This window comes from Psychrobacter sp. 1U1 (assembly GCF_051847535.1).
GTDB classification, from domain to species: domain Bacteria; phylum Pseudomonadota; class Gammaproteobacteria; order Pseudomonadales; family Moraxellaceae; genus Psychrobacter; species Psychrobacter saeujeotis.
In genome coordinates this window covers 1-24,139 of record NZ_JBPYDD010000010.1, presented here as the reverse complement: position 1 = coordinate 24,139, position 24,139 = coordinate 1, and the positions used below count along the sequence as shown (strand labels likewise).

The 24,139-nt window shown below is 42.1% G+C and carries 20 protein-coding genes; 14 read left to right on the top strand and 6 right to left on the bottom strand.

Annotation, left to right across the window (positions count from 1 at the left end; translation table 11 throughout):
- Positions 1-201: 201 nt before the first annotated feature.
- Both ACS8FB_RS12995 and ACS8FB_RS12990 read right to left on the bottom strand, forming a co-directional pair.
- Positions 202-831, bottom strand: coding sequence for a glutathione S-transferase family protein (locus ACS8FB_RS12995; RefSeq protein ID WP_439263501.1), 630 nt, complete (start codon positions 829-831; stop codon positions 202-204).
- Between the two features lie 153 nt (positions 832-984).
- Positions 985-2,007 (bottom strand): alpha/beta fold hydrolase, encoded by a 1,023-nt coding sequence (locus ACS8FB_RS12990; RefSeq protein WP_439263499.1) that lies wholly within the window; start codon positions 2,005-2,007, stop codon positions 985-987.
- A gap of 560 nt (positions 2,008-2,567) precedes the next feature.
- Here ACS8FB_RS12990 and nfuA point away from each other — a divergent pair.
- Together nfuA and ACS8FB_RS12980 are read left to right on the top strand one after the other, a co-directional pair.
- On the top strand, positions 2,568-3,251 hold the full coding sequence (nfuA, locus tag ACS8FB_RS12985) for a Fe-S biogenesis protein NfuA (protein ID WP_439263497.1): 684 nt from the start codon (positions 2,568-2,570) through the stop codon (positions 3,249-3,251).
- A gap of 233 nt (positions 3,252-3,484) precedes the next feature.
- Positions 3,485-4,813, top strand: coding sequence for an O-acetylhomoserine aminocarboxypropyltransferase/cysteine synthase family protein (locus ACS8FB_RS12980; protein WP_439263495.1), 1,329 nt, complete (start codon positions 3,485-3,487; stop codon positions 4,811-4,813).
- A 105-nt stretch (positions 4,814-4,918) separates the two neighbouring features.
- Here the strand turns inward: ACS8FB_RS12980 and ACS8FB_RS12975 are convergent, their stop codons facing one another.
- The gene (locus tag ACS8FB_RS12975) at positions 4,919-5,941 is read right to left on the bottom strand and encodes an adenosine kinase (protein WP_439263493.1); all 1,023 of its coding nucleotides are present in this window, start codon (positions 5,939-5,941) and stop codon (positions 4,919-4,921) included.
- A gap of 52 nt (positions 5,942-5,993) precedes the next feature.
- On the bottom strand, positions 5,994-6,929 hold the full coding sequence (rsmI, locus tag ACS8FB_RS12970) for a 16S rRNA (cytidine(1402)-2'-O)-methyltransferase (RefSeq protein WP_439263491.1): 936 nt from the start codon (positions 6,927-6,929) through the stop codon (positions 5,994-5,996).
- A gap of 101 nt (positions 6,930-7,030) precedes the next feature.
- On the opposite strand from rsmI, the gene ACS8FB_RS12965 reads away from it, so the two are divergent.
- The 8 genes from ACS8FB_RS12965 to hisC all read left to right on the top strand — a co-directional run bounded on the left by ACS8FB_RS12965 (position 7,031) and on the right by hisC (position 15,280).
- Positions 7,031-7,531 carry a YraN family protein gene (locus tag ACS8FB_RS12965; protein ID WP_439263487.1) on the top strand — a complete coding sequence of 167 codons (501 nt, stop codon included), beginning with the start codon at positions 7,031-7,033 and terminating at the stop codon, positions 7,529-7,531.
- A gap of 342 nt (positions 7,532-7,873) precedes the next feature.
- Entirely contained in the window at positions 7,874-8,731 is an 858-nt protein-coding gene (locus ACS8FB_RS12960; protein WP_439263486.1) for a BON domain-containing protein, read from the top strand.
- A gap of 120 nt (positions 8,732-8,851) precedes the next feature.
- On the top strand, positions 8,852-9,841 hold the full coding sequence (locus tag ACS8FB_RS12955; protein ID WP_439263484.1) for an alpha/beta hydrolase: 990 nt from the start codon (positions 8,852-8,854) through the stop codon (positions 9,839-9,841).
- Positions 9,842-9,995: 154 nt separating this feature from the next.
- A complete protein-coding gene (locus tag ACS8FB_RS12950; RefSeq protein WP_299188909.1) occupies positions 9,996-10,247 on the top strand; it encodes a BolA family protein in 252 nt (83 codons plus the stop codon).
- 82 nt (positions 10,248-10,329) lie between these two features.
- Complete coding sequence (gene murA / locus ACS8FB_RS12945; RefSeq protein WP_439263482.1) at positions 10,330-11,598, top strand: UDP-N-acetylglucosamine 1-carboxyvinyltransferase; 1,269 nt, start codon at positions 10,330-10,332, stop codon at positions 11,596-11,598.
- A gap of 97 nt (positions 11,599-11,695) precedes the next feature.
- Positions 11,696-12,391 (top strand): ATP phosphoribosyltransferase, encoded by a 696-nt coding sequence (gene hisG / locus ACS8FB_RS12940; RefSeq protein ID WP_439263480.1) that lies wholly within the window; start codon positions 11,696-11,698, stop codon positions 12,389-12,391.
- Positions 12,392-12,661: 270 nt separating this feature from the next.
- Positions 12,662-13,957: a histidinol dehydrogenase gene (hisD, locus tag ACS8FB_RS12935; protein ID WP_439263478.1), complete on the top strand. Its 1,296-nt coding sequence runs from the start codon at positions 12,662-12,664 to the stop codon at positions 13,955-13,957.
- A gap of 174 nt (positions 13,958-14,131) precedes the next feature.
- Positions 14,132-15,280, top strand: a complete 1,149-nt coding sequence (gene hisC / locus ACS8FB_RS12930) for a histidinol-phosphate transaminase (protein ID WP_439263476.1) — start codon at positions 14,132-14,134, stop codon at positions 15,278-15,280.
- Between the two features lie 86 nt (positions 15,281-15,366).
- Here the strand turns inward: hisC and ACS8FB_RS12925 are convergent, their stop codons facing one another.
- Positions 15,367-17,076: an anthranilate synthase component I family protein gene (locus ACS8FB_RS12925; RefSeq protein WP_439263474.1), complete on the bottom strand. Its 1,710-nt coding sequence runs from the start codon at positions 17,074-17,076 to the stop codon at positions 15,367-15,369.
- 3 nt (positions 17,077-17,079) lie between these two features.
- Complete coding sequence (locus tag ACS8FB_RS12920) at positions 17,080-18,330, bottom strand: beta-ketoacyl-ACP synthase II (protein WP_439263472.1); 1,251 nt, start codon at positions 18,328-18,330, stop codon at positions 17,080-17,082.
- 477 nt (positions 18,331-18,807) lie between these two features.
- Here ACS8FB_RS12920 and ACS8FB_RS12915 point away from each other — a divergent pair, with 477 nt between their 5' ends.
- From ACS8FB_RS12915 to fusA, 4 genes are all read left to right on the top strand, one after another.
- Positions 18,808-19,929, top strand: coding sequence for an EcsC family protein (locus tag ACS8FB_RS12915; protein WP_439263470.1), 1,122 nt, complete (start codon positions 18,808-18,810; stop codon positions 19,927-19,929).
- A gap of 375 nt (positions 19,930-20,304) precedes the next feature.
- The gene (gene rpsL, locus ACS8FB_RS12910; RefSeq protein WP_025646352.1) at positions 20,305-20,679 is read left to right on the top strand and encodes a 30S ribosomal protein S12; all 375 of its coding nucleotides are present in this window, start codon (positions 20,305-20,307) and stop codon (positions 20,677-20,679) included.
- A gap of 198 nt (positions 20,680-20,877) precedes the next feature.
- Positions 20,878-21,351 (top strand): 30S ribosomal protein S7, encoded by a 474-nt coding sequence (gene rpsG / locus ACS8FB_RS12905; protein ID WP_058369539.1) that lies wholly within the window; start codon positions 20,878-20,880, stop codon positions 21,349-21,351.
- A 367-nt stretch (positions 21,352-21,718) separates the two neighbouring features.
- Positions 21,719-23,845, top strand: a complete 2,127-nt coding sequence (fusA, locus tag ACS8FB_RS12900) for an elongation factor G (RefSeq protein ID WP_439263468.1) — start codon at positions 21,719-21,721, stop codon at positions 23,843-23,845.
- Positions 23,846-24,139 lie beyond the last annotated feature (294 nt).

The window sequence follows — 24,139 nt, the reverse complement described above, 5'->3', positions numbered from 1 at the left end:
ATTTTTTGATTGAAAATATTTTAATGACGCCAATACTGACACAGCATAGGAGTTGCTGACAAGTGTAAAGATGTTTAATGGCATATGATTAGCGATTTTAATGCTTATTTTTAGGGTAGCGTTTTTATTATTGTGCAATGATAGAAAAAGCCCTTCTAAAAGATTAGGAGGGCTTTTTTAAAAGTTAATAGCTACAAAAAACTATAGCGAGCCAATTTTCTCTAGGCCTTGCTGTTCAATCACTGCTGTTAAACCGTCATCTGCTTCGATACGTTTAACAAAGTCATCAAGGTTTTTATAATCAGACATATCGATGTCAAACTTTTTCGCCCACGTCAAAGTCACATACAAATAAATATCGGCAGTACTCTTAGTACCAGTCAAATAATCTCGTTTACCAAGCTGCTCATTAGGCAATCTTAGCAGATGAGCAATGTTCTCTTTTGCTTTGGATTTTAGCTTTTCTTGTGCTGATGCATCTTCAATAAAGCCATCAGGTCCAAATAGTGGGGCAAATGCTTTATGCAGGTCAGCATTCAAAAACCCTAGCCAATGCATAATCTGTGCTTGGCCAGCAGGTGACTTATCCGTACCAAAAATATCGGCATTAGGATATTGGGCATCAATATAGACTTGGGTAGCAATGTTCTGAGTAACGACTGTCTCGCCATCAACTATCGAAGGAACCACACCTTGTGGATTGATACGCAAATATTCCTCAGACTTGACTGAGTCATGATCTAATATCTTAAGCTCGTAATCAGCATCTGTCCATTCAAGTGCTGTATGCGGAACGACTGCGCAGGTACCTGGTATCACATATAACTTCATAAAATACTCCTCTATGTATTTCTTTATAATTATTTATTTATATCGCCTTATTAACAACCTAAGCTTAACCAATCGTATAAATTTATTCAGTTATCTTATGTGAAGTTAATTTGGATAGATGTAATAAATACATAGGTGTCAATAGGTATAAAATCAATTTGTATGCTTATCAACCCATGCGACAACCGTCGGCCATATTTCTTTGGCAGCGTTGCGGCTAATCATAATACGGCTATGAGTATAGTCGTCCAAATCCCCATGGCTGATTGAGTATTCACGAAACACGTTAGTAGGATTATTAAAAGTATTGAAAAATAACTGACAGCCAGCAGTGGGTGATATGAATTTATCGCCTCTGGCACTGATAGCATAGATAGGCGTGGTAATCATTGGCATATACTGACGATAATCAAAGCTGTCATCAGCATTGGTCACTTCATTCTCAGCATCTTTATTCACAGTACTTTTATCAATAATGTTTTTTGCAAACACATCTTGTTGAATATTACTTTGTTTAATAAAGCTGCTGTTAAAGTTCTTTTGTAGGTTCCATTCAAACCACTGACTCATCGTATAATAACTTTCGTTAATAGGGCCCATTTTGAGTTTTTTTGCAGGGATGTAGCCAAATAGTCGGGTAAGTAATTTGGCTGTTAGTATTTTAGTGTAGTTTTTGACATTTACGACCGCCCCAAACGCTTGGCAGGCAAACATAGTGATGCTATTGATTTTATCAATATAGCGTGGGTTTTGGATTAAAAACATGGTCAAGCCAACGCCGCCACCGCTATGAGTAACGCAGTGCAAGTTATCCAATTCTAGTTCATCAAACAAATAACCAAAAGTCGCTTCAAAGTCATAAGTCGCGACGGTTTCAAAGTTAAATTTATCTTTTGGCACTGAGCTGTGACCATGTCCGCGCCATTCCATAATGTAGCAGTGATGACCAAGACCGGCTAAGTACTCTGCGATTTTTAAGCAGGTGTGTTTGTCCGAAAACGTACCATGCGTCAGTAATATATTTTGTGTTTTAGCTACCTTTATACTTTCAATAGAGGTATGAGCTGCAACATTATCATCAGATGTTTCACTAACCTTTATGCTTTCAATAATTCGCCAAATAGCAATTTGCTCACCATCCTTAGTCTCTATTAAACTTAGCGTTTTCGTGATCATAAAAGTGGTCTCGTACAAGTCGTTTGGGAGAAGTACTAATGATATAGGTATTAAATAGGTACTAGGGATTCTTAAAAAATATCATTACTAAGTAAAGCATAAATAAATATCGTTCAGATAAATTAATAACATGTTAAAAATTGGAACACTGCTCTTATTAGCGTTTTGCGTATTTTATTTTGTCTATCATAAGAGTCTACCAACGCTTGATAATTAACAACACAGTCTTAATATAGGCTATAACACATACTCTATTTGTTTTGTATTATCACGAGGGCTTAACGACCTCTACTTTTTAAATTTGATTATTTAAAAAACCAATCGCAACCATTTGTGACGGTCATAGTTAGATCATAGTGGCGCAGTCGGAATTATCATCTGAATGCGTTATAATAGTCGTCATAACTTTATTAAAACTGTAGTCAAACCAAGCTCATACAACGATAAACTGCAGTATTTAGTAATTCATCTATTTCATTTATAAAATTTATGTTTATAAAATTCACGACACAGCAACTATGACAGACATAGCATTTGTGTCACAACGCATAGGAAACCTTATGAGTGAGCACAACCAAACTGCTGGTCAATTAGACCAGTCTGCAGACTTTGAGTCAGCATTAGACACTGAACAGGCTGAGACCAAGAGCAATATTACGATTACCGAGTCAGCGCAAGGTTATTTGGCTGATCTGCTGTCAAAGCAAGATACTGATGGCATCGGTGTACGTATATTCGTTGAGCATCCTGGTACACCGCGTGCAGAATGCTGTATGGCATACAATCAGCCAGGCGAAGAAGACAGCGCTGATTTGCGATTCGATTACGAGAATTTTTCGGCCTTTATTGAGGCGGCGTCAGTCCCTTATTTAGAAGACGCAGTCATTGATTATAATAAAGACCGTTTCGGTGGTCAGCTGACTTTTCGTGCACCGAACTCAAAAGTGCCCAAAGTCGGTGCTGATGCCAGTGTTGAAGAACGCATCAACTACGTATTGCAGTCTGAGATTAATCCAAGCTTGGCTGCGCATGGTGGTGATGTACAACTGCTTGAACTGATTGAAGAAGAAGGCGTAGGCCTGACTGCGGTATTAAAATTTGGCGGTGGTTGTCAAGGTTGTTCAGCTGTCGATATGACTTTGCGTCAAGGGGTTGAAGTACAGCTCAAGCAGCAAATACCAGAGCTAACCCAAGTAGTCGACGAGACGGATCATACTCTTACTGAAAACGCCTACTATAAGTAAATATTTAATAGTAAATTGGTGGCCTATTAAGTGTGAAAGACGGTATGAATAAAGCTTATTAAACTTATTGCTTATGAATATCAGGCATTAGCCGCTGAATAAATGGCTATTCTTTTAATAAAGAAGCTGGGTTATGATGAACTCAGCTTTTTTTATTGCTATGATTTAGGAAATAGCTTTTTTAGAGATTATTTTTATTCAATACGTTTTCAATTAATGTTAAGGAGTATGTGATGAGTGATGGACAACCAGAGAATAATACTGACAATAACCTAAAGAATACTGCGCACTTAGAGACACTTGCCATTCATGCAGGTTACACTGTTGAGCCGACAACCAAATCAGTGGCAGTGCCTATTTATCATACCAGCTCCTATGCCTTTGATAATACGCAGCACGGGGCAGACTTATTTGACCTCAAGGTTGCAGGGAATATCTACACCCGTATTATGAATCCGACCAATGCGGTACTAGAGGAGCGCGTAGCAGCGCTTGAAGGCGGTATTGGGGCACTTGCGGTCGCCTCTGGTATGGCTGCCATCACTTATGCCATTCAAACCATCTGTGAGGCAGGCGACAATATTGTTGCAGTATCGACTCTATACGGCGGGACTTATAATCTGTTCGCTCATGCGCTACCACGCCAAGGTATCGAAGTTCGCTTTTTTGATCACAAAGACCCTGAGGCTATTCGTCATTTGATCGATGATAAAACCAAGATGGTCTTTGCCGAAAGCATCGGTAATCCGCTGGGCAATATTATCGATATTCAAGCGGTCAGTGATATCGCCCACGAGTATGGGGTGCCTGTATTGATTGATAATACGGTGGCGACGCCAGCACTCTGTCGTCCGTTTGAGTTCGGCGCTGATATCGTCATTCATTCATTGACCAAATATATGAGTGGCACTGGTACTTCAATTGGTGGCGCTATCGTTGATGGTGGGACCTTCGCGTGGGGTGATTATCCTGAACGCTTTCCACTATTAAACACCCCAGATGACAGTTATCATGGCGTAAACTTTGTAAAAGATGTGGGCGCAGCAGCTTTTATAGCTCGTGCTCGCGTTGCACCATTACGTAATACTGGCGCAGCATTAAGTCCCCTTAATGCCTTTAGTATCTTGCAAGGCATGGAGACATTAAGTTTACGTATGGAGCGTCACGTACAAAATGCACAAGCCGTTGCTGAGTATCTGCGTGACCATAATGGGGTTGCTTGGGTAAAATATGCAGGCTTGCCCGATCATTCTGAGCACAAGCTTGCCAAAAAATATATGAAAGGCACACCATCTGCTATTTTGACTTTCGGAGTAAAAGGTGGTCTTGAAGCAGGGACACGCTTTATTGATGCGTTGCAGCTGATCACGCGCTTGGTCAATATCGGCGATGCAAAGTCTTTGGCCTGTCATCCAGCGACGACGACGCATCGTCAGCTAAACGAGCAAGAATTGGAGCAAGCGGGCGTTAGTAATGACATGGTGCGGTTGTCTATCGGTATCGAACACATTGAGGATATAAAAGCAGATCTGGCACAGGCATTAGCGTCAGCCTCTGTTTAAAAACAGTTCGTCACCCAAAAAAGCCCATATCATCATGATATAGGCTTTTTTATTGATCTAACGGTATGGGCTCTATAGTGGACTAACAATGTCAACAACGCTTATCTAGGCGACCAGTACTCGGCAAGCAATGTCTTTGTAGTCTTGGGAGTCGAGTCGCGGACCAAACTGTTGAATGACTTGACTGGCGACTTCGCTGGCAAGACGACCACATTCCGGTAGGCTATATTGCTGTGAGAGGGCGTATAAGAATGCACCTGCATAGTTATCACCGGCTCCATTTGTATCAATTACATTGGTCACTTTGGGCGTTGGTACTTCATGAATAATAATGTCGCTGTTTTTTTCTTCGGGCTTACAAGCGATGATTGCACCATTAGCCCCATCAGTAACCACGGCTATCTGACAGTATTCAAGCAGTCCACGTGCTGAAGCTTTGAGTTGTTTTTTTCCAGTAAACAGTCGGGCTTCTTCACTATTACAGAATATTACGGCAACTTTGTTACCCAGCATATTAAGTAAACCTTCTTTTGCAAACTTCACCACCGCTGGATCGGCAAAGCTGACTGCAATTTTGGCATCATGAATCCCTGCTTGTTGACGGAGCTGGGTCATGGCAGGTTGAATGCTCTCAGACATCGCCAAGTAGCCTTCTAAATATAGCCAGTCTGATTGTGTTAGTGCGTCAAAATCAACATTATCAGCAGTGATATCACTGGATGTACCAAGATAGGTTTGCATCGTACGTTCACCGTCATGGGTGACAGCGACCACACAAGAGCCTGTCACGCCGCCTTCATGTACTGACTTAGATGAGGTTGCCACGCCTGCTTGGTTTAAATCTTTTAGATAAAATGTGCCTTGGATATCGTCACCTATACGACAAGCGTAAAAAGGTTTACCGCCTAAACTTGCAAAAGTAAACATAGTATTAGCAGCTGAGCCACCACCCGCTTGTTTTGATAGCTTAATGTTTGCCAGTTTTAAAAATGCCAGTACTTGCTGCTGCTCCTCAAGACCTGCCAAAGTCATATTGCCTTTGGTCAGCTCAGTCTCTTCCAATGCCTCATCACTTAGCACGAATTCATAGTCAACCAAGGCATTACCTATCGCCATCACATCGTACATGTATTATCTCTCCCTTTTTAATATTAAAATAAAATAGCCATTCAATTGATTGCTAAGCTTGCAGCTCAAGAAGGCGCTGGTACAAAGCGTTCTTTTTGACACCTGTAATATCAGCAGCTAAAGACGCCGCTTTTTTGACGGACATGTCTTCTAGTAAACGCTGCAATAGTTTGTCATGGACACTGATATCGTCGTCCTGTACGACGCTGACTCCTGCAATGACCACAACTATTTCACCACGCCGCTGATTATCATCGGCTTTAACAAAGTCAACAAGACTTCTAAGGGTCGTTTTATATACGGTCTCAAAAGTTTTGGTCAGCTCACGACAGTAGGTTACTTCGCGCTCAGCACCAAATACTTCTACCATATCTTCTAAGCTTGCCACAATACGATGCGGTGCCTCATAAAATATGAGTGTCTCAGGACGTGATTTCAACGCAGATAGCTGCTTTTGGCGACCATGCGTTTTTGCAGGCAAAAAGCCAATAAAGCTAAAGCGATCAGAAGGTAGTCCGGCGACTGACAGCGCGGCAATCGCAGCTGAGGCACCGACAATAGGCGATACTTTGACATCAGCTGCATGCGCAGCCTGCACCAACTGATAACCTGGATCGCTGACCAGTGGCGTGCCTGCATCGCTAATTAAAGCGACCGAATGCCCTTGTTGGATCATCTCGATAATTTTGGGCGTTTGGATAGCGCTGTTGTGTTCATGATATGCCCACAGCTTATTATGTCCGCGATTTTTATTGTCTGCTGTGGCATCAATATTGTCAATTTTATTAACAGGCTTATCATTGGTATTGTCGCCTTTGGTGTCGATACCAAAATGCGCCAATAGTTTCCCTGAAGTGCGAGTGTCTTCACAGGCAATAATAGCTACATGTTTTAAAGTTTCAATTGCATGCGGCGTCATATCGCTTAAATTACCAATTGGAGTAGCAACGATATACAGACAAGCTGGCATCGCAGTAGGGGTAGACATGAAGACCTCGCAAATGTGATGTTGAATACCTAAAAGTAGTTAGTTTATCATGTTGTGCTATGATAAATCTGAATTGACTATTTTTACGGTTACTTATCGCTATGGCTAAACCAACTAATGGCCATCGGCCACTGACTTTGACGTCTCCTAAGCAGCGTCAGGGAAGTGTGTTTGAACAGCAGGCTTGTCAGTTTTTACAACAACAGGGTCTGATACTTATCGCTCAAAACTGGCAGCAACCTAAAATAGGTGAGCTTGATCTGGTGATGTTAGAAACAGGTCGAACGTGGTCGACGTTGGTATTTATTGAGGTACGTCAGCGGCTACGTTCAAGTTTTGGTGATGCAGCACTTAGTGTGACCAAAGCCAAGCAGCGCAAAATTATCAAAACTGCCAAATACTTTTTGCAACAATATCCAGAATATGCACAATTTGAGTGCCGATTTGACGTGATTGCTTACGATACTGAACGTCCTACGAGCAGTGTTATGAGTCACAATGCAAACGATAAAAACAATAATAAAGACGGTTTTATCGAACGTCCAGCACTACGGTATCAGCCAGAGTGGATTTTGGGTGCGTTTGTGGCAACAGCATGGTAGCGTATTTAGTTGGCCAATAAAGAGAAGATGTTTGGAAAGATACGTAGAGTATTCATCCAACAAGTTGCCGTTACCAAAAACCTAACCGCTGATTATAAAAATTAAGTAAAGTGTTTGGCATAGTGTTTAGAGCAAGGTAGAACCTCCCTATCTTCATTAAGTATCATTACGATTAGATCTTTTTATGATTGTGATTTTGTATGCAACAAGGCTGATATAACAAACAATATTACCTATAAAATCATTATAATGTTTACTGTGTTCTAGCGACACAAATTTTGCCAAATGCTATTAGGCCTTATACTAAATTTTAAATACTGACTGTGTTTGATGAGGAAGATAATGACAAGGTTGTATACACTCAAATCCGTTTATAAAACACCACGTGTCGATATTAATCGTGCGATGATAGGTGCTGTTTTAATGGCTAGCATGGTTAGTACAGGCTGTACAACCAATTACTTAACCAATAGTACTGAGGGGACTTATGGGGTACCTGTAACGGAACGTACCATCCCGCAACGTCTGCTCGATCGTAGTATCGAGCATACAGCAAAGATCAATGTTTATGGCTTACAAGAAGATCTACAAACCAATAGCCGAATAAGTATTGATAGCTTTTATAGTGAGGTCCTGCTTACAGGCGAGGTGCCAACAGAGGCCCTAAAAACGCAAATTGAAAAAGTAGTCGGCTCCATGCCCGATGTTCGCCGTGTTTATAACGAGCTAAATGTCAGTGTCGCTAGAGGTTATAGCTCAACCGTACATGATGGTTATATCACATCAAAATTGATGGCTAAAACTGCGGCTAATAATGGAGTCAAAGCATCACAATTAAAAGCTGTGACTAATGATGGTGTGGTCTATATCATGGGTAGAGTGACACCCACGCAGCAAAGCCATCTAATCGATATCGCCAACAGTACTGCTGGTATTACTGAATTGGTCTTACTAACGACAGTCGTAGACAATAGAGGTTTGCCTATTAATGACGCAGACATTATGTCAGAGAGTGAGCCCAAAAACGCTGCTACGCAAGCAACCGGTGCAGGACCTATTGTCAGAGAGATCGAACCTGCAACGGCCGCGGGCAACGTAGCACCCACTACGCCAGTAGCGAATAATAGTGCGTCAGAAGCTGGTGACCTAACTGAACAACCATCTTCTAGCCCTTATGTTGATTTATACCAAAATCCATAAGCTAGCTGGTGTTATGAGCGCTTCGTAAGGTAGAGCTATCCTTAGTCACAACTTTGGATCAATCGCTATGTCAGTCAACCTCTTGGTAACTACGAGCTGGCAATAATAAGGATAACAATAATGAAAGGTTCAAACTTTGATTATGCACAACAAGCAATGGACACGACTGCGTCAACCAGTGACATCTCTGCCCGCAAGCCATCTAACCATAAGTTGAAGCTGATAGGTGCAAGTATAGTAGCCGTAGGTGCTATTACCTTTGCAACCCAACAGGCTCAAGCATTGTCAGCGCTGGCTGTGGTGAACGGTATCACTGCAAACGGTGGCGTGGGTGTCAGTAAAGATATATTATATGGCGATGAGCCGTTACAAGATTTGGATATTTACTATCCAAAACCGTTGGCGCAGGGTATGAAAGCCGGGAACACTATCGTGGATACTTATCCAATGGTTGTGTTCGTACATGGGGGCTCGTGGGAGAGTGGTAGTAAAGATGAGTATGCGTTTGTTGGTCAAAGCTTAGCCCAAGCAGGTTACGTGACCGCAGTCATCAACTATCGAAAAGCTCCTGAGCATGTATACCCTGATTACGTTAAAGACGCTGCACAGGCAGTTGCATGGAGTATTAATAACGCCTCAAGTATTCATGTCGACCCTAAGCGCTTAGCTGTCATTGGTCATTCTGCTGGCGCGTTCAATGCAGTAGCTGCCGTTTCTAACGAAGACTTTTTGACACCTTACGGCATCAAACCAAACGATATCGCTGCCGTTATTGGTATTGCCGGTCCCTATAGCTATGACTTTCGTAAGTTTGCTAGTGTGACTGCTTTTAGCGCCGATGATACGCCAGATGACGTGATGCCTGATCGCCAAATAAAGGGTACGCAGCCGCCGTACTTACTATTGACTGCCGAAAACGACAAAACCGTGCACGATACAAATATTATCAAAATGACTCAAGCATTAAATGACTACGGCGCCAAGGTTGAAAATGGCCAGATTAAAGGCGCCAGTCATGCTACGAGTATCGGAGCGATGGCACCACCATTACGCTGGGTTAATGACGTACGTGCGCAAGTATTAACGTATCTAAACAAAACGTTAAAGTAAATAGACTAACAGCTGTAGAGTTGACACTCATGCTTGTGAGTAGACAATACTGTAAGATGACCAAACTCTTGTTATAATAATGCCTTTATATGAGACGTAGCCTTCTTATATAGACCATACAAACATTACTTTTAATACAATAATAGGATTTTTTATGAGCATGAACGCTGATGATTTGATTGCATTTTTACAGCAGCATTTCCCAGATGCTTTTATTCAAGCTGCCAATCAAGGCAATAAGTTTGATGTACGTGTCGTCGATGCCAGCTTTGAGGGCAAACGTGCGGTACAGCGACAGCAAGCTATTTATGGCTTGGTAAATGATAAGATTGCCAGCGGTGACATTCATGCGCTCAATATTCAAGCATTGACGCCTGCTGAGTGGGAAGCACAGTCTCAAGGTTAAACGGTTCTTATTTTTATAATGCAAGCTTTTGATTTTTATTCATCGCATTCTTCTTCACATATATAGCTAGGTTGTCACTTTTATGGATCAGTTTTTAATCACCGGTAGTAGTCGTATCGCAGGGGAAGTTACTATCTCTGGCGCCAAAAATGCCGCTTTGCCTTTGCTTGCAGCTATGATATTAGCTGAGACGCCCACCACCTTGCATAACGTGCCATCATTACAAGATGTGAGTACATTGATTAAGCTGATCGCTGGCATGGGTATCAATATTCAAAAGCAAGGCGATACCGTCACTTGTGATACCAAAAGTATCGACAATTTCTATGCACCTTATGATCTTGTCAAGACAATGCGAGCATCGATTTTGGTATTGGGTCCGCTACTGGCGCGTTTTGGTGAGGCAGAAGTCTCACTACCGGGCGGCTGTGCGATAGGCTCACGTCCCGTTGATCAACATCTAAAAGCCTTTGAGGCAATGGGCGCTCATATTACTGTAGAGAACGGCTACGTCAAAGCCCAGGCTCCTAAAGGTGGCAGGCTGATTGGTTGTAACTTCTCTTTTGATATGATCACCGTTGGTGGTACCGAAAACGTCATCATGGCAGCGGCACTAGCCAAAGGCACGACCGTCTTAGGTAACTGCGCACTTGAGCCGGAGGTGGTTGATTTGGCCAATATGCTGGTTGCAATGGGCGCTAAGATTAGCGGTATTGGTACAGCGACCATGACTATTGAAGGGGTAGAGTGCTTACAAGGTTGTGAGTACTCAGTGGTCCCTGATCGCATTGAAACGGGCTCGTATTTAGCAGGCGCCTTGATGACTCGCGGAGATGTACTGACCAAAAAAACCAATGCAGCACTACTATATCCGGTGCTAGAGAAGTTTGAGGCAATGGGTGCGACGATTACAACGGGTGAGGACTGGATACGTGCACAGATGACAGGACGTCCGCATCCTGTTGATATTCGTACCCAGCCACATCCTGGGTTTCCCACAGACATGCAAGCTCAATTGATGGCAATTTGTTGTCTGGCAGATGGGACAAGCACCATTATCGAAAACATCTTTGAAAATCGCTATATGCATGTTCCTGAGCTCAATCGTTTAGGTGCCTCTATTCAGGTAGATGGTCATACAGCAGTGGTCAAAGGTATCGAGCACTTTACAGCGGCGCCAGTCATGGCAACGGACTTACGCGCATCGATGTCATTGGTAATGGCAGCATCTGCCGCTGAAGGTGAGAGTTTGATTGACCGTATTTATCATATTGATCGCGGTTACGAAGATGTCGAAAACAAACTTCGCGCCTTAGGGGTTAATATTGAGCGTATCAATACTAACGACTAGATTTATAATATCTTGCGTAGGGCGCTTATTTTTATCAGCGGTATAACACACTCCCTAACCTTTAGGGACATTAATTCTATATGGACACCTTGTCATTATGACTGAGCAAAATGAACGCTTACAGACTAACGACTTATTAAATGAAGTAGACAATGAGTTTAATGGCCTCACTTTAGCATTATCAAAAGGTCGTATTTTAGAAGAGACAATGCCGCTACTACAGGCAGCTGGCGTTGATTTACTAGAAGACCCTGATGCATCACGTAAGCTTATCTTCCCTACCTCAAACCCAAACGTGCGTGTACTTATCCTACGCGCTAGTGATGTGCCAACCTATGTAGAACATGGCGCTGCTGATTTTGGGGTAGCAGGTAAAGACGTACTTCTTGAACACGGTGCCAATCATGTCTATGAATTGTTAGACTTAAAAATTGCTCAATGTAAGCTTATGACGGCAGGCGTAAAGGATGCAGCATTGCCTAACCGTCGTCTGCGTATTGCGACCAAATACGTCAATGTTGCCCGCGCCTACTTTGCCAGTCAAGGCCAGCAAGTAGACGTGATCAAGCTTTATGGCTCTATGGAGCTTGCGCCATTAGTCGGTTTAGGAGACCTAATCGTTGATGTGGTCGATACGGGCAATACACTACGAGCGAACGGTCTAGAGCCGCGTGAGCATATTTGTGATGTATCATCTCGTTTGATCGTCAACCAAGTCAGCTATAAGCGTAAGTTTGCGCTACTCGAGCCGATTCTTGAGAGCTTTAAAATCAGTATTGCGGCTGCTTCTTGATTATCACATAGTTGATCAATATTGAACGTAGATCATACTTATTATTAATAATATAAAAGGATGTTATGTGAGTTTTAAAACCAGTTTGGCGTTCTATAATGAATATAGCGTGCTAAACTGGTTTTTTAGTAGATAACTACTGAGAAAACTCCATTGTCATTTAGCCAAACTAGCTGTAGTTAATTTATTAGAAGCTACTATTATGGTTTGATTGTTTTCATCATTTTTACTTTCTCAGCAGTCTTTTTGACTTAAACACAGGATTAGATCATGCGCCAGTTGAGTACCCAAGATACCGATTTTGAACAGCAATTGAAGGATCTGCTGGCCTTTGAGACAGTCAACGATGTTGATCTGTTAAAGACTGTCGATGATATTATTACTCAAGTACGTCATGATGGTGATAAGGTGGTGCTAGCATTAACCCAAAAGTTTGATCAGCATCCAGCAACGACGATACAAGAGTTAGAATTGTCTAAACAATCACTCGCTGAAGCTTTTGATAATTTAGACGAAAAAGTAAAGACGGCACTGACTACAGCAGCGACGCGTGTGCAAAGTTTTCACAAACGCCAAATACAAGAGACATGGCAATATGAGGATGAGTTAGGTAATCGCTTAGGTCAAAAAGTCACGCCACTTGATCGCGTGGGTATTTATGTGCCAGGTGGGCTCGCATCTTATCCGTCTTCTGTACTGATGAACGCCATTCCTGCCAAAGTCGCTGGCGTCACAGAAGTTATCATGGTTGTACCAGCTCCCAATGGCGTACTAAACCCCTTAGTATTGGCAGCCGCGCATTTGGCACAAGTCGATCGCGTGTTTACGATTGGTGGCGCTCAGGCCGTGGCAGCGTTAGCATATGGTACCAAAACTATTCCAGCGGTAGATAAAATTACTGGTCCTGGCAATAAGTATGTGGCAGCTGCCAAACGAGCCGTATTTGGGCAGGTAGGGATCGATATGATAGCTGGTCCCTCTGAAGTGCTGGTGTATGCAGAAGGTGAAGCGCAAGACCGTGCCGATTGGTTAGCTATGGACTTATTGTCCCAAGCTGAGCATGACCGCATTGCCCAAGCGATTTTTGTGACGACAAGTAGCGAGCAGTTAGCACAAGTCGCTACAGAGATTGAAAACGCACTGGCAAAATTGCCAAAAGCAGATATCGCTCGCGACTCATTACAGAATCGTGGCGCACTTATTCTAGTCAAAGATAGAAGCGAGGGTATGGCTTTAATCAATCGTATTGCGCCTGAGCATTTAGAGCTGTCTGTTGATGACCCCGATACGCTACTCGATGATATTCGTCATGCGGGTGCTATCTTTATGGGACGTCATACGCCTGAGGCAATCGGTGACTACTGTGCAGGGCCCAATCATGTGCTACCAACCTCAGGGACTGCGCGTTTTTCTTCGCCGCTCGGTGTATACGACTTTCAAAAGAAATCATCTATCATTTATTGTAGTGAAGGCGGTAGCAAGCCATTGGCTAAGACCGCTGACATTTTAGCGCAGCACGAAGACTTAGAAGCTCATGCGCGCTCAGCTCGTTATCGTTACCAGTAAAATACCTATACATAGACGTTATATAGACAGAATAGCGGATATAAAGAACCCTTTATCAGAAATATATAGTGGTTATAACTGAGGCTGTATAGAATTTAATAAGATATCGACAAAACATTATTATTACTGTCATTTTAGGTCTTGCAACTCTTTTAGCTACTAGTAGGATAACTTATGAGTGAACAAAAAGTTGATACCAGACTTTGGTCGTCTAAAGCACGTAACTTGTCACCTTACGTCCCTGGTGAGCAGCCTCAGCATGCCAATTTGTGTAAACTGAATACCAACGAAAACCCGTTTCCACCATCACCGAAGGTAGGGGAGGCCATTGCTAACGTCTTAGAGCAGCAGGCTTACGATTTACGTCTGTATCCAGCCCCTGAATCTGATGATCTGCGCGCAGCATTAGCCGAGTTATATAATCTTGATATAAACGAGGTATTTGTCGGTAATGGCTCAGATGAAGTTCTTGCTTTAGTATTTGCCAGCTTTTTTCTAAAAGAACGTCCTGTATTAGCACCAGATATCAGCTATAGCTTTTATCCTGTTTATGCGCAGACTTTTGGTGTAGAGCTGGTACAGATTGCATTGGAAGATGATTTTAGTATCGATCCCGATGCTTATCGTCAGCCTTGTAGCGGTATTATTATTGCCAATCCCAATGCGCCAACAGGTCTATTATTATCGCTTGCCAATATTCGTAAACTTGCCAGCGAGCATTCTAATTCGGTGATAGTCATTGATGAAGCTTATATTGACTTTGCTTGTATAGATGAAAGCCATTCTGGCACGCAAGTTTCAGCAGTCAGTTTGATCAATGAATTTGATAATTTATTGGTGACTCAAACCTTTTCAAAGTCTCGATCACTTGCTGGACTACGTGTGGGTATGGCCTTTGGTAATGCCTCATTAATCGAAGCGTTGACGCGTATGAAAAACAGCTTCAACAGTTATCCATTGGACAAACTTGCGCAAGCTGGCGCAACTGCTAGTGTGTTGGATAATAATTATTTCGAACAAACCCGCCAACAAGTCATTGATCTGCGCAAGTCATTGACGACTCAGCTAACAACGCTTGGCTATCAAGTACTGCCATCGCATGCCAACTTTGTATTTGCTCGTCCTAAAGATGGAAATGCAAGCGCAGTGGCCGCTAAGTTACGCGAGCAAGGCATCATTGTGCGTCATTTTGATAAGCCGCGCATTCAAGAATATCTTCGTATTACTGTTGGTACACAAGCACAGCATGAGCGCCTGATTGATGCACTGACCGCTATGCAAACGTATAGCGAAGATAGTGAGACTATCTCAAATATGGGCTAAGTTTTCATCAGGACGATATTAAATGATTAGTTGACAGCAGAGTTCACTATATGAATTTTGCATGCTGAAATATTTGGTACAAATTCTTATATGATGTCTGATGGGTTCAATACGTTTAGTAGATTGCCCACTTTGTCGAGACACTCTTGATATTCTTCTTCAAGATCAGACGCGACAGTGATACCGCCGCCTGCCCACAAGCTGACCTCTGTCTTGGTATTTGTTAAGCTATTAGCTTGCAACGTACGAATGAGTACATTCCACTGTCCACTTCCATCAAAATTCATATAGCCCATGGTGCCACAATAGGCACCGCGCGGTGCTGTTTCTAATTCAGAAATAATTTCAACGGCGCGTTTTTTGGGTGTGCCAGTGATTGAACCTGCAGGTAGACTGCCAAACAATACGGCTAATGGGTGAGTCTCTACTCTGAGCTCGGCGGTGATGGTACTTACCATATGATGGACATTACTAAAGCTTTCAATAGCGAACAGCTGCGGCACTTTCACACTGCCAGTTTTGGCATATTTACCTAAGTCATTACGCAATAAATCAACAATCATAACGTTCTCAGCTCGATCTTTATCACTGTCAATGAGTTGCTGCTTTAACATTAAGTCTTGTTTGTCAGTGCTACCTCTAGGACGCGTGCCTTTAATAGGCTTTGTAATAATATGGTGAGAGCCTGTAGCCGTATTTTTTATAAAAGTAAAAAACAGCTCAGGTGAACAGCTTAATATCTCAAAGCTTAAGGGTGAGTTGTTAAGCTCTTTAACGCTTTTAGTATGGTTATTAGCTACCAAACGCTCAGCTTTCTCATCATCTAAATGATTGTGAGCTCCTAAGTAGCCTGAAAATGGTGCTTGCGTATTTTGGTATAGGGCAGGTAAGTAATCGATAAGAGACGTCATAGAGCTGTTATTGTCATATGAGCCATCTAACTTATGAAGACAACCCTGCCATGCTTGCGTCAGATTGATTTGGTAACAATCGCCCTGTTGTAGATAGTCTTGGGTTTTTCCAAAAGCATTATAATAGTCCCCTTTATGCCACCGTGCGTTTAATACTAAGGGCGTTAGTTGACAGTGAATAACCTGGGCTGTTGTTTTTATATTAGACAACTCAAGGTCTAATGCATCCAAATACGATATAAGCTTAGCTACTGCTAAGTTTGTTGGTGGGCTATCAACATCTGATTTTATAGTATTTAACGTCCAGCCAGCTTTGTCTGTAACAGATTGAGTCAAGTATATATCGTAATGTCCTAATACAGCGCAAGGCTGCGCTGCCAGCTCAATTTTAGCCGCTGGACTCAGCTCATGCGCGGCAATATCATAACCAATAAAACCTATTAAACCGTGATGATAATTTGGCTTCTCATAGGGTGTGTTTAGAGAGTTTGAAGCAGTATTGTTAGCCTCATGAGCTCGACTATAAGCAATTAACTCGTCCTGCCACTTGGTATAACTCATATATGCTGTCGTAATAGCATTCTCGTCACTGCGACAGTGTTTTATTACTCTATAAGTAGGCAGCTGTGTATGAGAGGTTTGATTATGAGCAGGGTATACAGACCAGCTTACTTTGGGTAGTAGGCCAATTACAGGGTGTCCATCATTATTTAGCCAGACTAATTGCCAGTTTGCATTGCTATCTTGTGCAAGTAAATGCTGCTGTAGTTTTGGTAGCAGCTCTGTGGCCGACAACTCGCCAAAACGCCAGCTATTTTTGATAGCTGGCGTTTGTACAAAGTGAGTCTGTTTGTGCTTATCTTGGAAAGCGTTCGGTGCAAGCATGTTTTAAGCGTCAAACCTTTTAATAATCAAGGTCGCGTTAGTACCACCAAACCCAAAACTATTACTCATCAGGGTGTCTAGCTTGGTTTCACGTAGCTCAGTGACAATATCAAACGGTGCTGCTGCCTCATCGATATTTTCAATGTTGATACTTGGTGCGATAAAGCCTTTTTGTAGCATAAGCAAGCAATAGATCAACTCTTGCGCTCCAACTGCTCCTAGGCTATGGCCTGTCATTGACTTGGTTGAGCTGATAGGTGGGACAGAGTTTTGCGTGGTAGAGTCAGCATCAGAGCCAAATACTTTAGCGATGGCTTTTAGCTCAGTAATATCACCTAACGGTGTACTGGTACCATGAGTATTGATATAGTCAACACGCTCTAACCCTGCTTGATCTAACGCCTGCTGCATACAACGTACCGCACCTTCACCACTTGGAGCAACCATTTCTGCTCCATCAGAGCTGGCACCATAGCCGACGATCTCAGCCAAAATATTTGCGCCACGCGCTTTGGCATGCTCAAGACTCTCAACCACTACCATTGCACCGCCACCAGCAATCACAAAGCCATCACGATCTTTATCATAAGCACGTGAAGACTGTTTGGGCACATCATTGTACTGAGTACTCATGGCACCCATAGCATCAAACATACAAGACTGGGTCCAATCTTCAGCTTCACTACCACCAGCGAGTACCACATCAGCCTTACCCAATTGAATAAGCTCAGCTGCATGTCCAATACAGTGGGTTGATGTTGCACAAGCTGAAGAAATAGAGTAAGAAATCCCTTGGATTTTTAGTCCAGTTGCGAGCGCAGCTGATACCGAACTACTCATAGTCTTAGGTACCGCCATTGCACCGACCCCGCGTAAACCTTTTTCACGCATAGAATCGACAGCACTGACAACATCTCCTGTCGATGCACCACCCGAGCCTGCAACCACGCCAACACGCGGATTATGATTGATGGTCTCAAGGGACAATCCAGACTGTTTGATAGCTGCTAACGCACTCACATACGCATAAAGGCTTGCATCGCTAAAAAAACGCTTTAATTTACGATCAATACCGGAAGTATCTAATTCGGTCTTATCGATGCTACCACTAACTTGTGACTTAAACCCTTGTTCAGCATAAGTCTCATTAAATCTAATGCCAGACTGTCCTTGTTGAAGAGCAGATGTAACGGCGTCTAAATCATGTCCGATACAAGAGACAATCCCTGCTCCAGTAATCACAACTCGGCGCATATTCCATTCCTTATAATAATAAATTACTATCGATATATCTAAAAATTACTGACCAATATTTATAACTATAATTTAACCATATATAGATTTGCAGATTATTACGTCAATATTACAACAACGTATTAACGAAGCAAAAACTGCACTTAAGCACAAACGTTATAATATGCTCTATTATAGCATTCCTAGATAAAGTAGATGGGTTAAAAATCTAACTTATATGCATTATAGAGGATAAGTAAGAATAGAAATAAACCACACCTTTAGATACAAATTTTGTGACATTGATAACATTGTTCACACTGACATAGAGTCTAAGATATAGATAAGATAACGGCTCAAACAGTGATACAAGTACCTATCATTGTTCTTTTTACCCATGTTTACTAGTGTGTTAATATATCTAATATATGACTACATAACGTAAAGGCATACCGACTAACTATTAGGTTGTTTAACCACCATTTTAAGGACATAACGATGGCAAAGCGTAGTACTCTCTCTCAAGGTATCAATACCATTGGTCATTTTACTCGTAATAATCTTGAGCGTATGGGCTCGCTCATTGATAGTGCTAATGCTAAAGCAAGTAAACCACGTCAATATAAAGCGGTAAATTTAGGCGATGAAGACTTCCAACAAGATCTGTTCCGAGAGCAAACCTTAAAAACGACCCAGCAGCTATTAGGTTCACGCTTTGCCACCTATGGTAAATATGCTAAAAAAGTTGTTCCTAATAGTTTGTTCAAATCTGTATTAGACAGCTCTTTTGTTCAGGTTGCAAAACTTGCAGCGAGCTGGAGTCAACTAGACCTACCTAATGAGCATCGTTTTGCTGATATTACTGCATTGGATGGTGAAGAGCGTTACGCGTTAGCGACTGATATTGCCAACCAGAATAGAGCGTTGGCGACTTTGGGCGGTTTGACGGGCTTAGCAGGATTGCCAGGATTGTTGGCTGATACGCTATGGTTGCTATTGGTGTCTTTACGCTCTGTTTATCAGTTAGCGGCTGTTTATGACCAACCTTTAACGGGTAAACAAGGTATAAAAATGGCTTATGAGCTGCTTGCCAGTGCAGATTTGAGCAAAATGCAAGAAAAACAAGCTCTATTAGCAGGTATTGGGGTAGGAAAAGGTCTACTTGATAATGCTCAAAGTCGCGGTTTGCACAGTGAATTACAAAACCTTGGACTCAAAAACCAGAATGTTAATTTTTATGCAGAGCAAATAGATAATATCGCTGGACAAGTAGGGTTTGATTTGGATCAAGTCGATTTAACGTGGTTACGTCGTTTGTTACCAGTGTCAGCGGTAGCTGTTGGTATGCATTATAATAGTCGTTTGATTGATGAAGTGCTTGGCGTTGCTCAAGCGACTTTCGCGCCAGAGCCAAAACTTGCCAATCGTTTTATTACTGATGATAGTAGCAGTGAAGAACAAGTCAAACAAATGGCAAGCGATGAAGACTCAAATGAAGAAAGTAAGTCAGAAGAGTTCGACAGTGATTCTACACAAGAAGAATCCGATGCGTCGACTAAAAATGATAACAAAGCAGATGACAAAGCCGTTGACGCTAAGAACAAAGCAGATACTAAGTAGATGAGTCATAGCGTTGACTGGTAAAATATCATCCAAAATGCAGTAAACATACCTATAGCTGTCTTGAAAAGTAAGCTTGCAACGCCATATATACGATAACAAGCCCAGTACTCAATAATTTTTCAGAAGCAGGTAGTAAGCTTTTTATGTGTACATTTAATGCTTTGTAATATCACTAACTGGTAGCAAAGTATACTTGATACATATATTTTAGGTATTGTAAAGTAGCATTGTCTATAAGTAGTTGAAATAGCAGTAACATATCTTTATAATACACTGTCCTAAAAATGGGTACCCCAAAATTTTCATGTTTATGGAAAGGATGGTGGGTTTGCCCATTTTTTTGTTTTATACCAAACGGGAGAAGGATGCCTTATGGCAACAACTAACCAATTGATTCGTAAGGGTCGCAAAACCATCAAGGAAAAGTCAAAAGTTCCTGCGTTACAAGCGTGCCCACAACGCCGTGGTGTATGTACTCGTGTATATACTACTACGCCAAAAAAACCTAACTCAGCAATGCGTAAAGTTTGCCGTGTACGTTTGACTTCAGGTTATGAAGTATCAAGCTATATCGGTGGTGAAGGTCACAACTTACAAGAGCATAGTGTTGTACTTATCCGCGGTGGTCGTGTAAAAGATCTACCAGGTGTACGTTATCACACTGTTCGCGGCGCGTTAGACTGTGCAGGCGTTAAAGACCGTAAGCAAGGTCGTTCTAAATATGGTGCGAAGAAGCCTAAAGCTTAATATTAGCCCCGCTTAATCGTATCACCCATTAACTGTGCATGGGCTTGGTGTTAACCGCTTTATTGGTAAGACCAACAATAGGTCGTTATGACATACCGCCATGCAGTAAGGCTGACTGACAACTTGATATATCACCTACATTATTAAATGGTGCCATGTTGTGAATGTCAGACACTCCTGAAGACAAGGAAATTTATTATGCCAAGACGTCGCGTCGTTGCTACCCGTGAGATCCTTCCAGATCCTAAGTTTGGTAGCCAAACCATTGCTAAATTCATCAACCACGTAATGAGTGATGGTAAAAAGTCTACTGCCGAACGTATCGTTTATGGTGCGCTTGATACAGTAAGTCAAAAGCGTAACATCGAAGATCCAGTATCTTTTTTTGAAGAAGTTTTAGAAAATGTACGTCCTATGGTTGAAGTGAAAGCTCGCCGTGTTGGTGGTGCAACCTATCAAGTACCAATGGAAGTACGCCCCTCCCGTCGTACCGCATTGGCTATGCGTTGGTTGGCTGAAGCTGCTGCTAAACGTTCTGAAAAATCAATGTCTTTACGCCTTGCTGGCGAATTGTCTGATGCTTCAGAAGGTAAAGGCAATGCTATGAAAAAGCGTGATGAAGTTCACCGTATGGCAGATGCAAACAAAGCATTCTCTCATTATCGCTTCTAAGCCGCTTACTAATAGTGCTCTATATTAAGTTATAGATTGATAGATCGCTTTAACTGATTTTATATTTTCTATTCTACTGATTGCCGCCACTCTTTATCCAGTTTATAAAAGGTTTAGCCTATTTCTAACTGGGTGGCGGCTATCTATCAAGATGTTTTCTAGTAATGGTCCTTTTTAAATAAACAGATTACTTATTAGAAAACATCTCAAGTTTTATGCCACTATATTCTTAGTATTTGCTCTTTTTTTTGTCCGTATTAGGCCCAATAATCAGTAAGTAATATTACGAAGCTGACTGCTTTGTCATAGAGTAATAGGCAGAGACACAACACATTATTATATACACGAATTTCCTTAGGAAAACACTATGGCTCGTAAAACTCCCCTAAAACGCTATCGCAATATCGGTATCTCAGCGCATATTGATGCTGGTAAAACGACTACTACTGAGCGTGTTTTATTCTATACCGGTGTTAGCCACAAAATTGGTGAAACCCATGATGGTGCGGCTACCATGGACTGGATGGAGCAAGAACAAGAGCGCGGTATTACTATTACTTCAGCAGCAACGACTTGCTTCTGGTCAGGTATGGCTAAGCAATTCGACGAACACCGTATCAACATCATTGATACCCCAGGTCACGTTGACTTCACAATCGAAGTTGAACGTTCTATGCGTGTACTTGATGGCGCGTGCATGGTTTACTGTGCAGTAGGCGGCGTTCAGCCACAGTCTGAGACCGTATGGCGTCAGGCAAACAAATACCAAGTGCCACGTTTGGCATTCGTTAACAAAATGGATCGCGTTGGCGCTGATTTTTATCGTGTTATCGAGCAAATCAAAACTCGTCTAGGTGGTAAGCCTGTACCGTTGGTTATCCCAATTGGTAAAGAAGACGATTTTGAAGGTGTTGTCGATCTTGTAACTATGAAAGCTATTTACTGGGATGAAGCCTCTCAGGGTATGGAATACGACGAGCGCGATATTCCAGCGGAACTACAAGACAAAGCAGAGGAGTACCGCGAGTATCTAGTAGAAAACGCTGCTGAAGCATCAGAAGAATTAATGAATGAATATCTGGAAAATGGCGAATTGACTCAAGAGCAAATTCACGGCGCGCTTCGTCAATTGACCATCGACAATGAAATCATTCCATTACTTTGTGGTACTGCTTTCAAAAACAAAGGCGTACAAAAGATGCTAGATGCGGTTATTCAGTATCTACCAGCTCCAATGGATGTACCAGCTATTCGTGGTATTCTTGACGACAAAGATGAGACTGAAGGTACGCGTGAAGCTTCTGATGAAGCACCATTCTCAGCACTAGCATTTAAGATCATGAACGACAAGTTCGTTGGTAACTTAACATTCGTACGTGTTTATTCTGGCGTTATCAAGCAGGGCAGCAGTGTTTATAACCCTGTTAAGATGAAGCGTGAGCGTGTAGGCCGTATTGTTCAAATGATGGCAGATTCACAGCAAGAGCTAGAAGAGATTCGTACCGGTGATATCGCAGCTCTAGTTGGTATGAAAGACGTAGGTACTGGTGATACGTTATGTGATGAGAGTAACGTTATTACTCTTGAGCGTATGGAATTCCCAGATCCAGTAATCAGTCTAGCTGTTGAGCCTAAGACTAAAGCTGACCAAGAAAAGATGTCTATTGCTTTGGGCCGTTTGGCAAAAGAAGATCCATCGTTCCGTGTACACACTGACGAAGAGTCTGGTCAGACGATCATTAGCGGTATGGGTGAGCTACATCTAGAGATTCTAGTTGACCGTATGAAGCGTGAATTCAACGTTGAAGCGAACATCGGTGCGCCGCAGGTTGCTTATCGTGAGACGATTCGTAATACTGTTGAACAAGAAGGCAAATTTGTACGTCAGACTGGTGGTCGTGGTAAGTTTGGTCACGTTTGGTTACGTCTTGAGCCACTTGATCCAGCGGGCGAAACTGAGTATGAATTCGCTGAAGAAGTTGTTGGTGGTACTGTACCAAAAGAATTCCATGGTGCTGTTGATAAAGGTATCCAAGAGCGCATGAAAAACGGCGTACTTGCTGGTTACCCAGTCGTTGGCGTAAAAGCAACTTTGTATGATGGTTCTTATCATGATGTCGATTCTGATGAATTATCGTTCAAAATGGCAGGTTCTATGGCCTTTAGAAAAGGTTTCATGGCAGCGGACCCAGCACTACTTGAGCCAGTAATGAAAGTAGAAGTTGAAACACCTGAAGATTACATGGGTGATATCATGGGCGATCTTAACCGTCGTCGTGGTTTAGTTCAGGGTATGGAAGATCTACCTGGTGGTACTAAACAGATCCGTGCTGAAGTACCATTAGCAGAAATGTTTGGTTATGCCACTCAAATGCGTTCTATGTCACAAGGCCGTGCTACGTATTCAATGGAATTCCAAAAGTATGCGGAAATTCCAAAGTCAGTAGCTGCTGAAATCATCTCTAAATTCAACTCTAAAGATGATGACGAGTAAGTAAGAAATTGCTAAATAAGACAATCTAACGCAAATCTTTGTATTGTCAGTAGAGAATATGCCAATAACTTGTTAAAAGACTTGTTATTGGTTGTAATTTTCTTATAATATCTGCACATCGAATGTGCAACCTTTTAACATTTATCTTAATGTGCTTAGTATTATTTAATTAACGTATTCATATTATTTAAATACTTTAGTTAAGTAACTAAGCCCAAATAAAGAGGAACTACCCATGGCAAAGGCCAAGTTTGAACGCAACAAGCCCCACGTCAACGTCGGCACCATCGGACA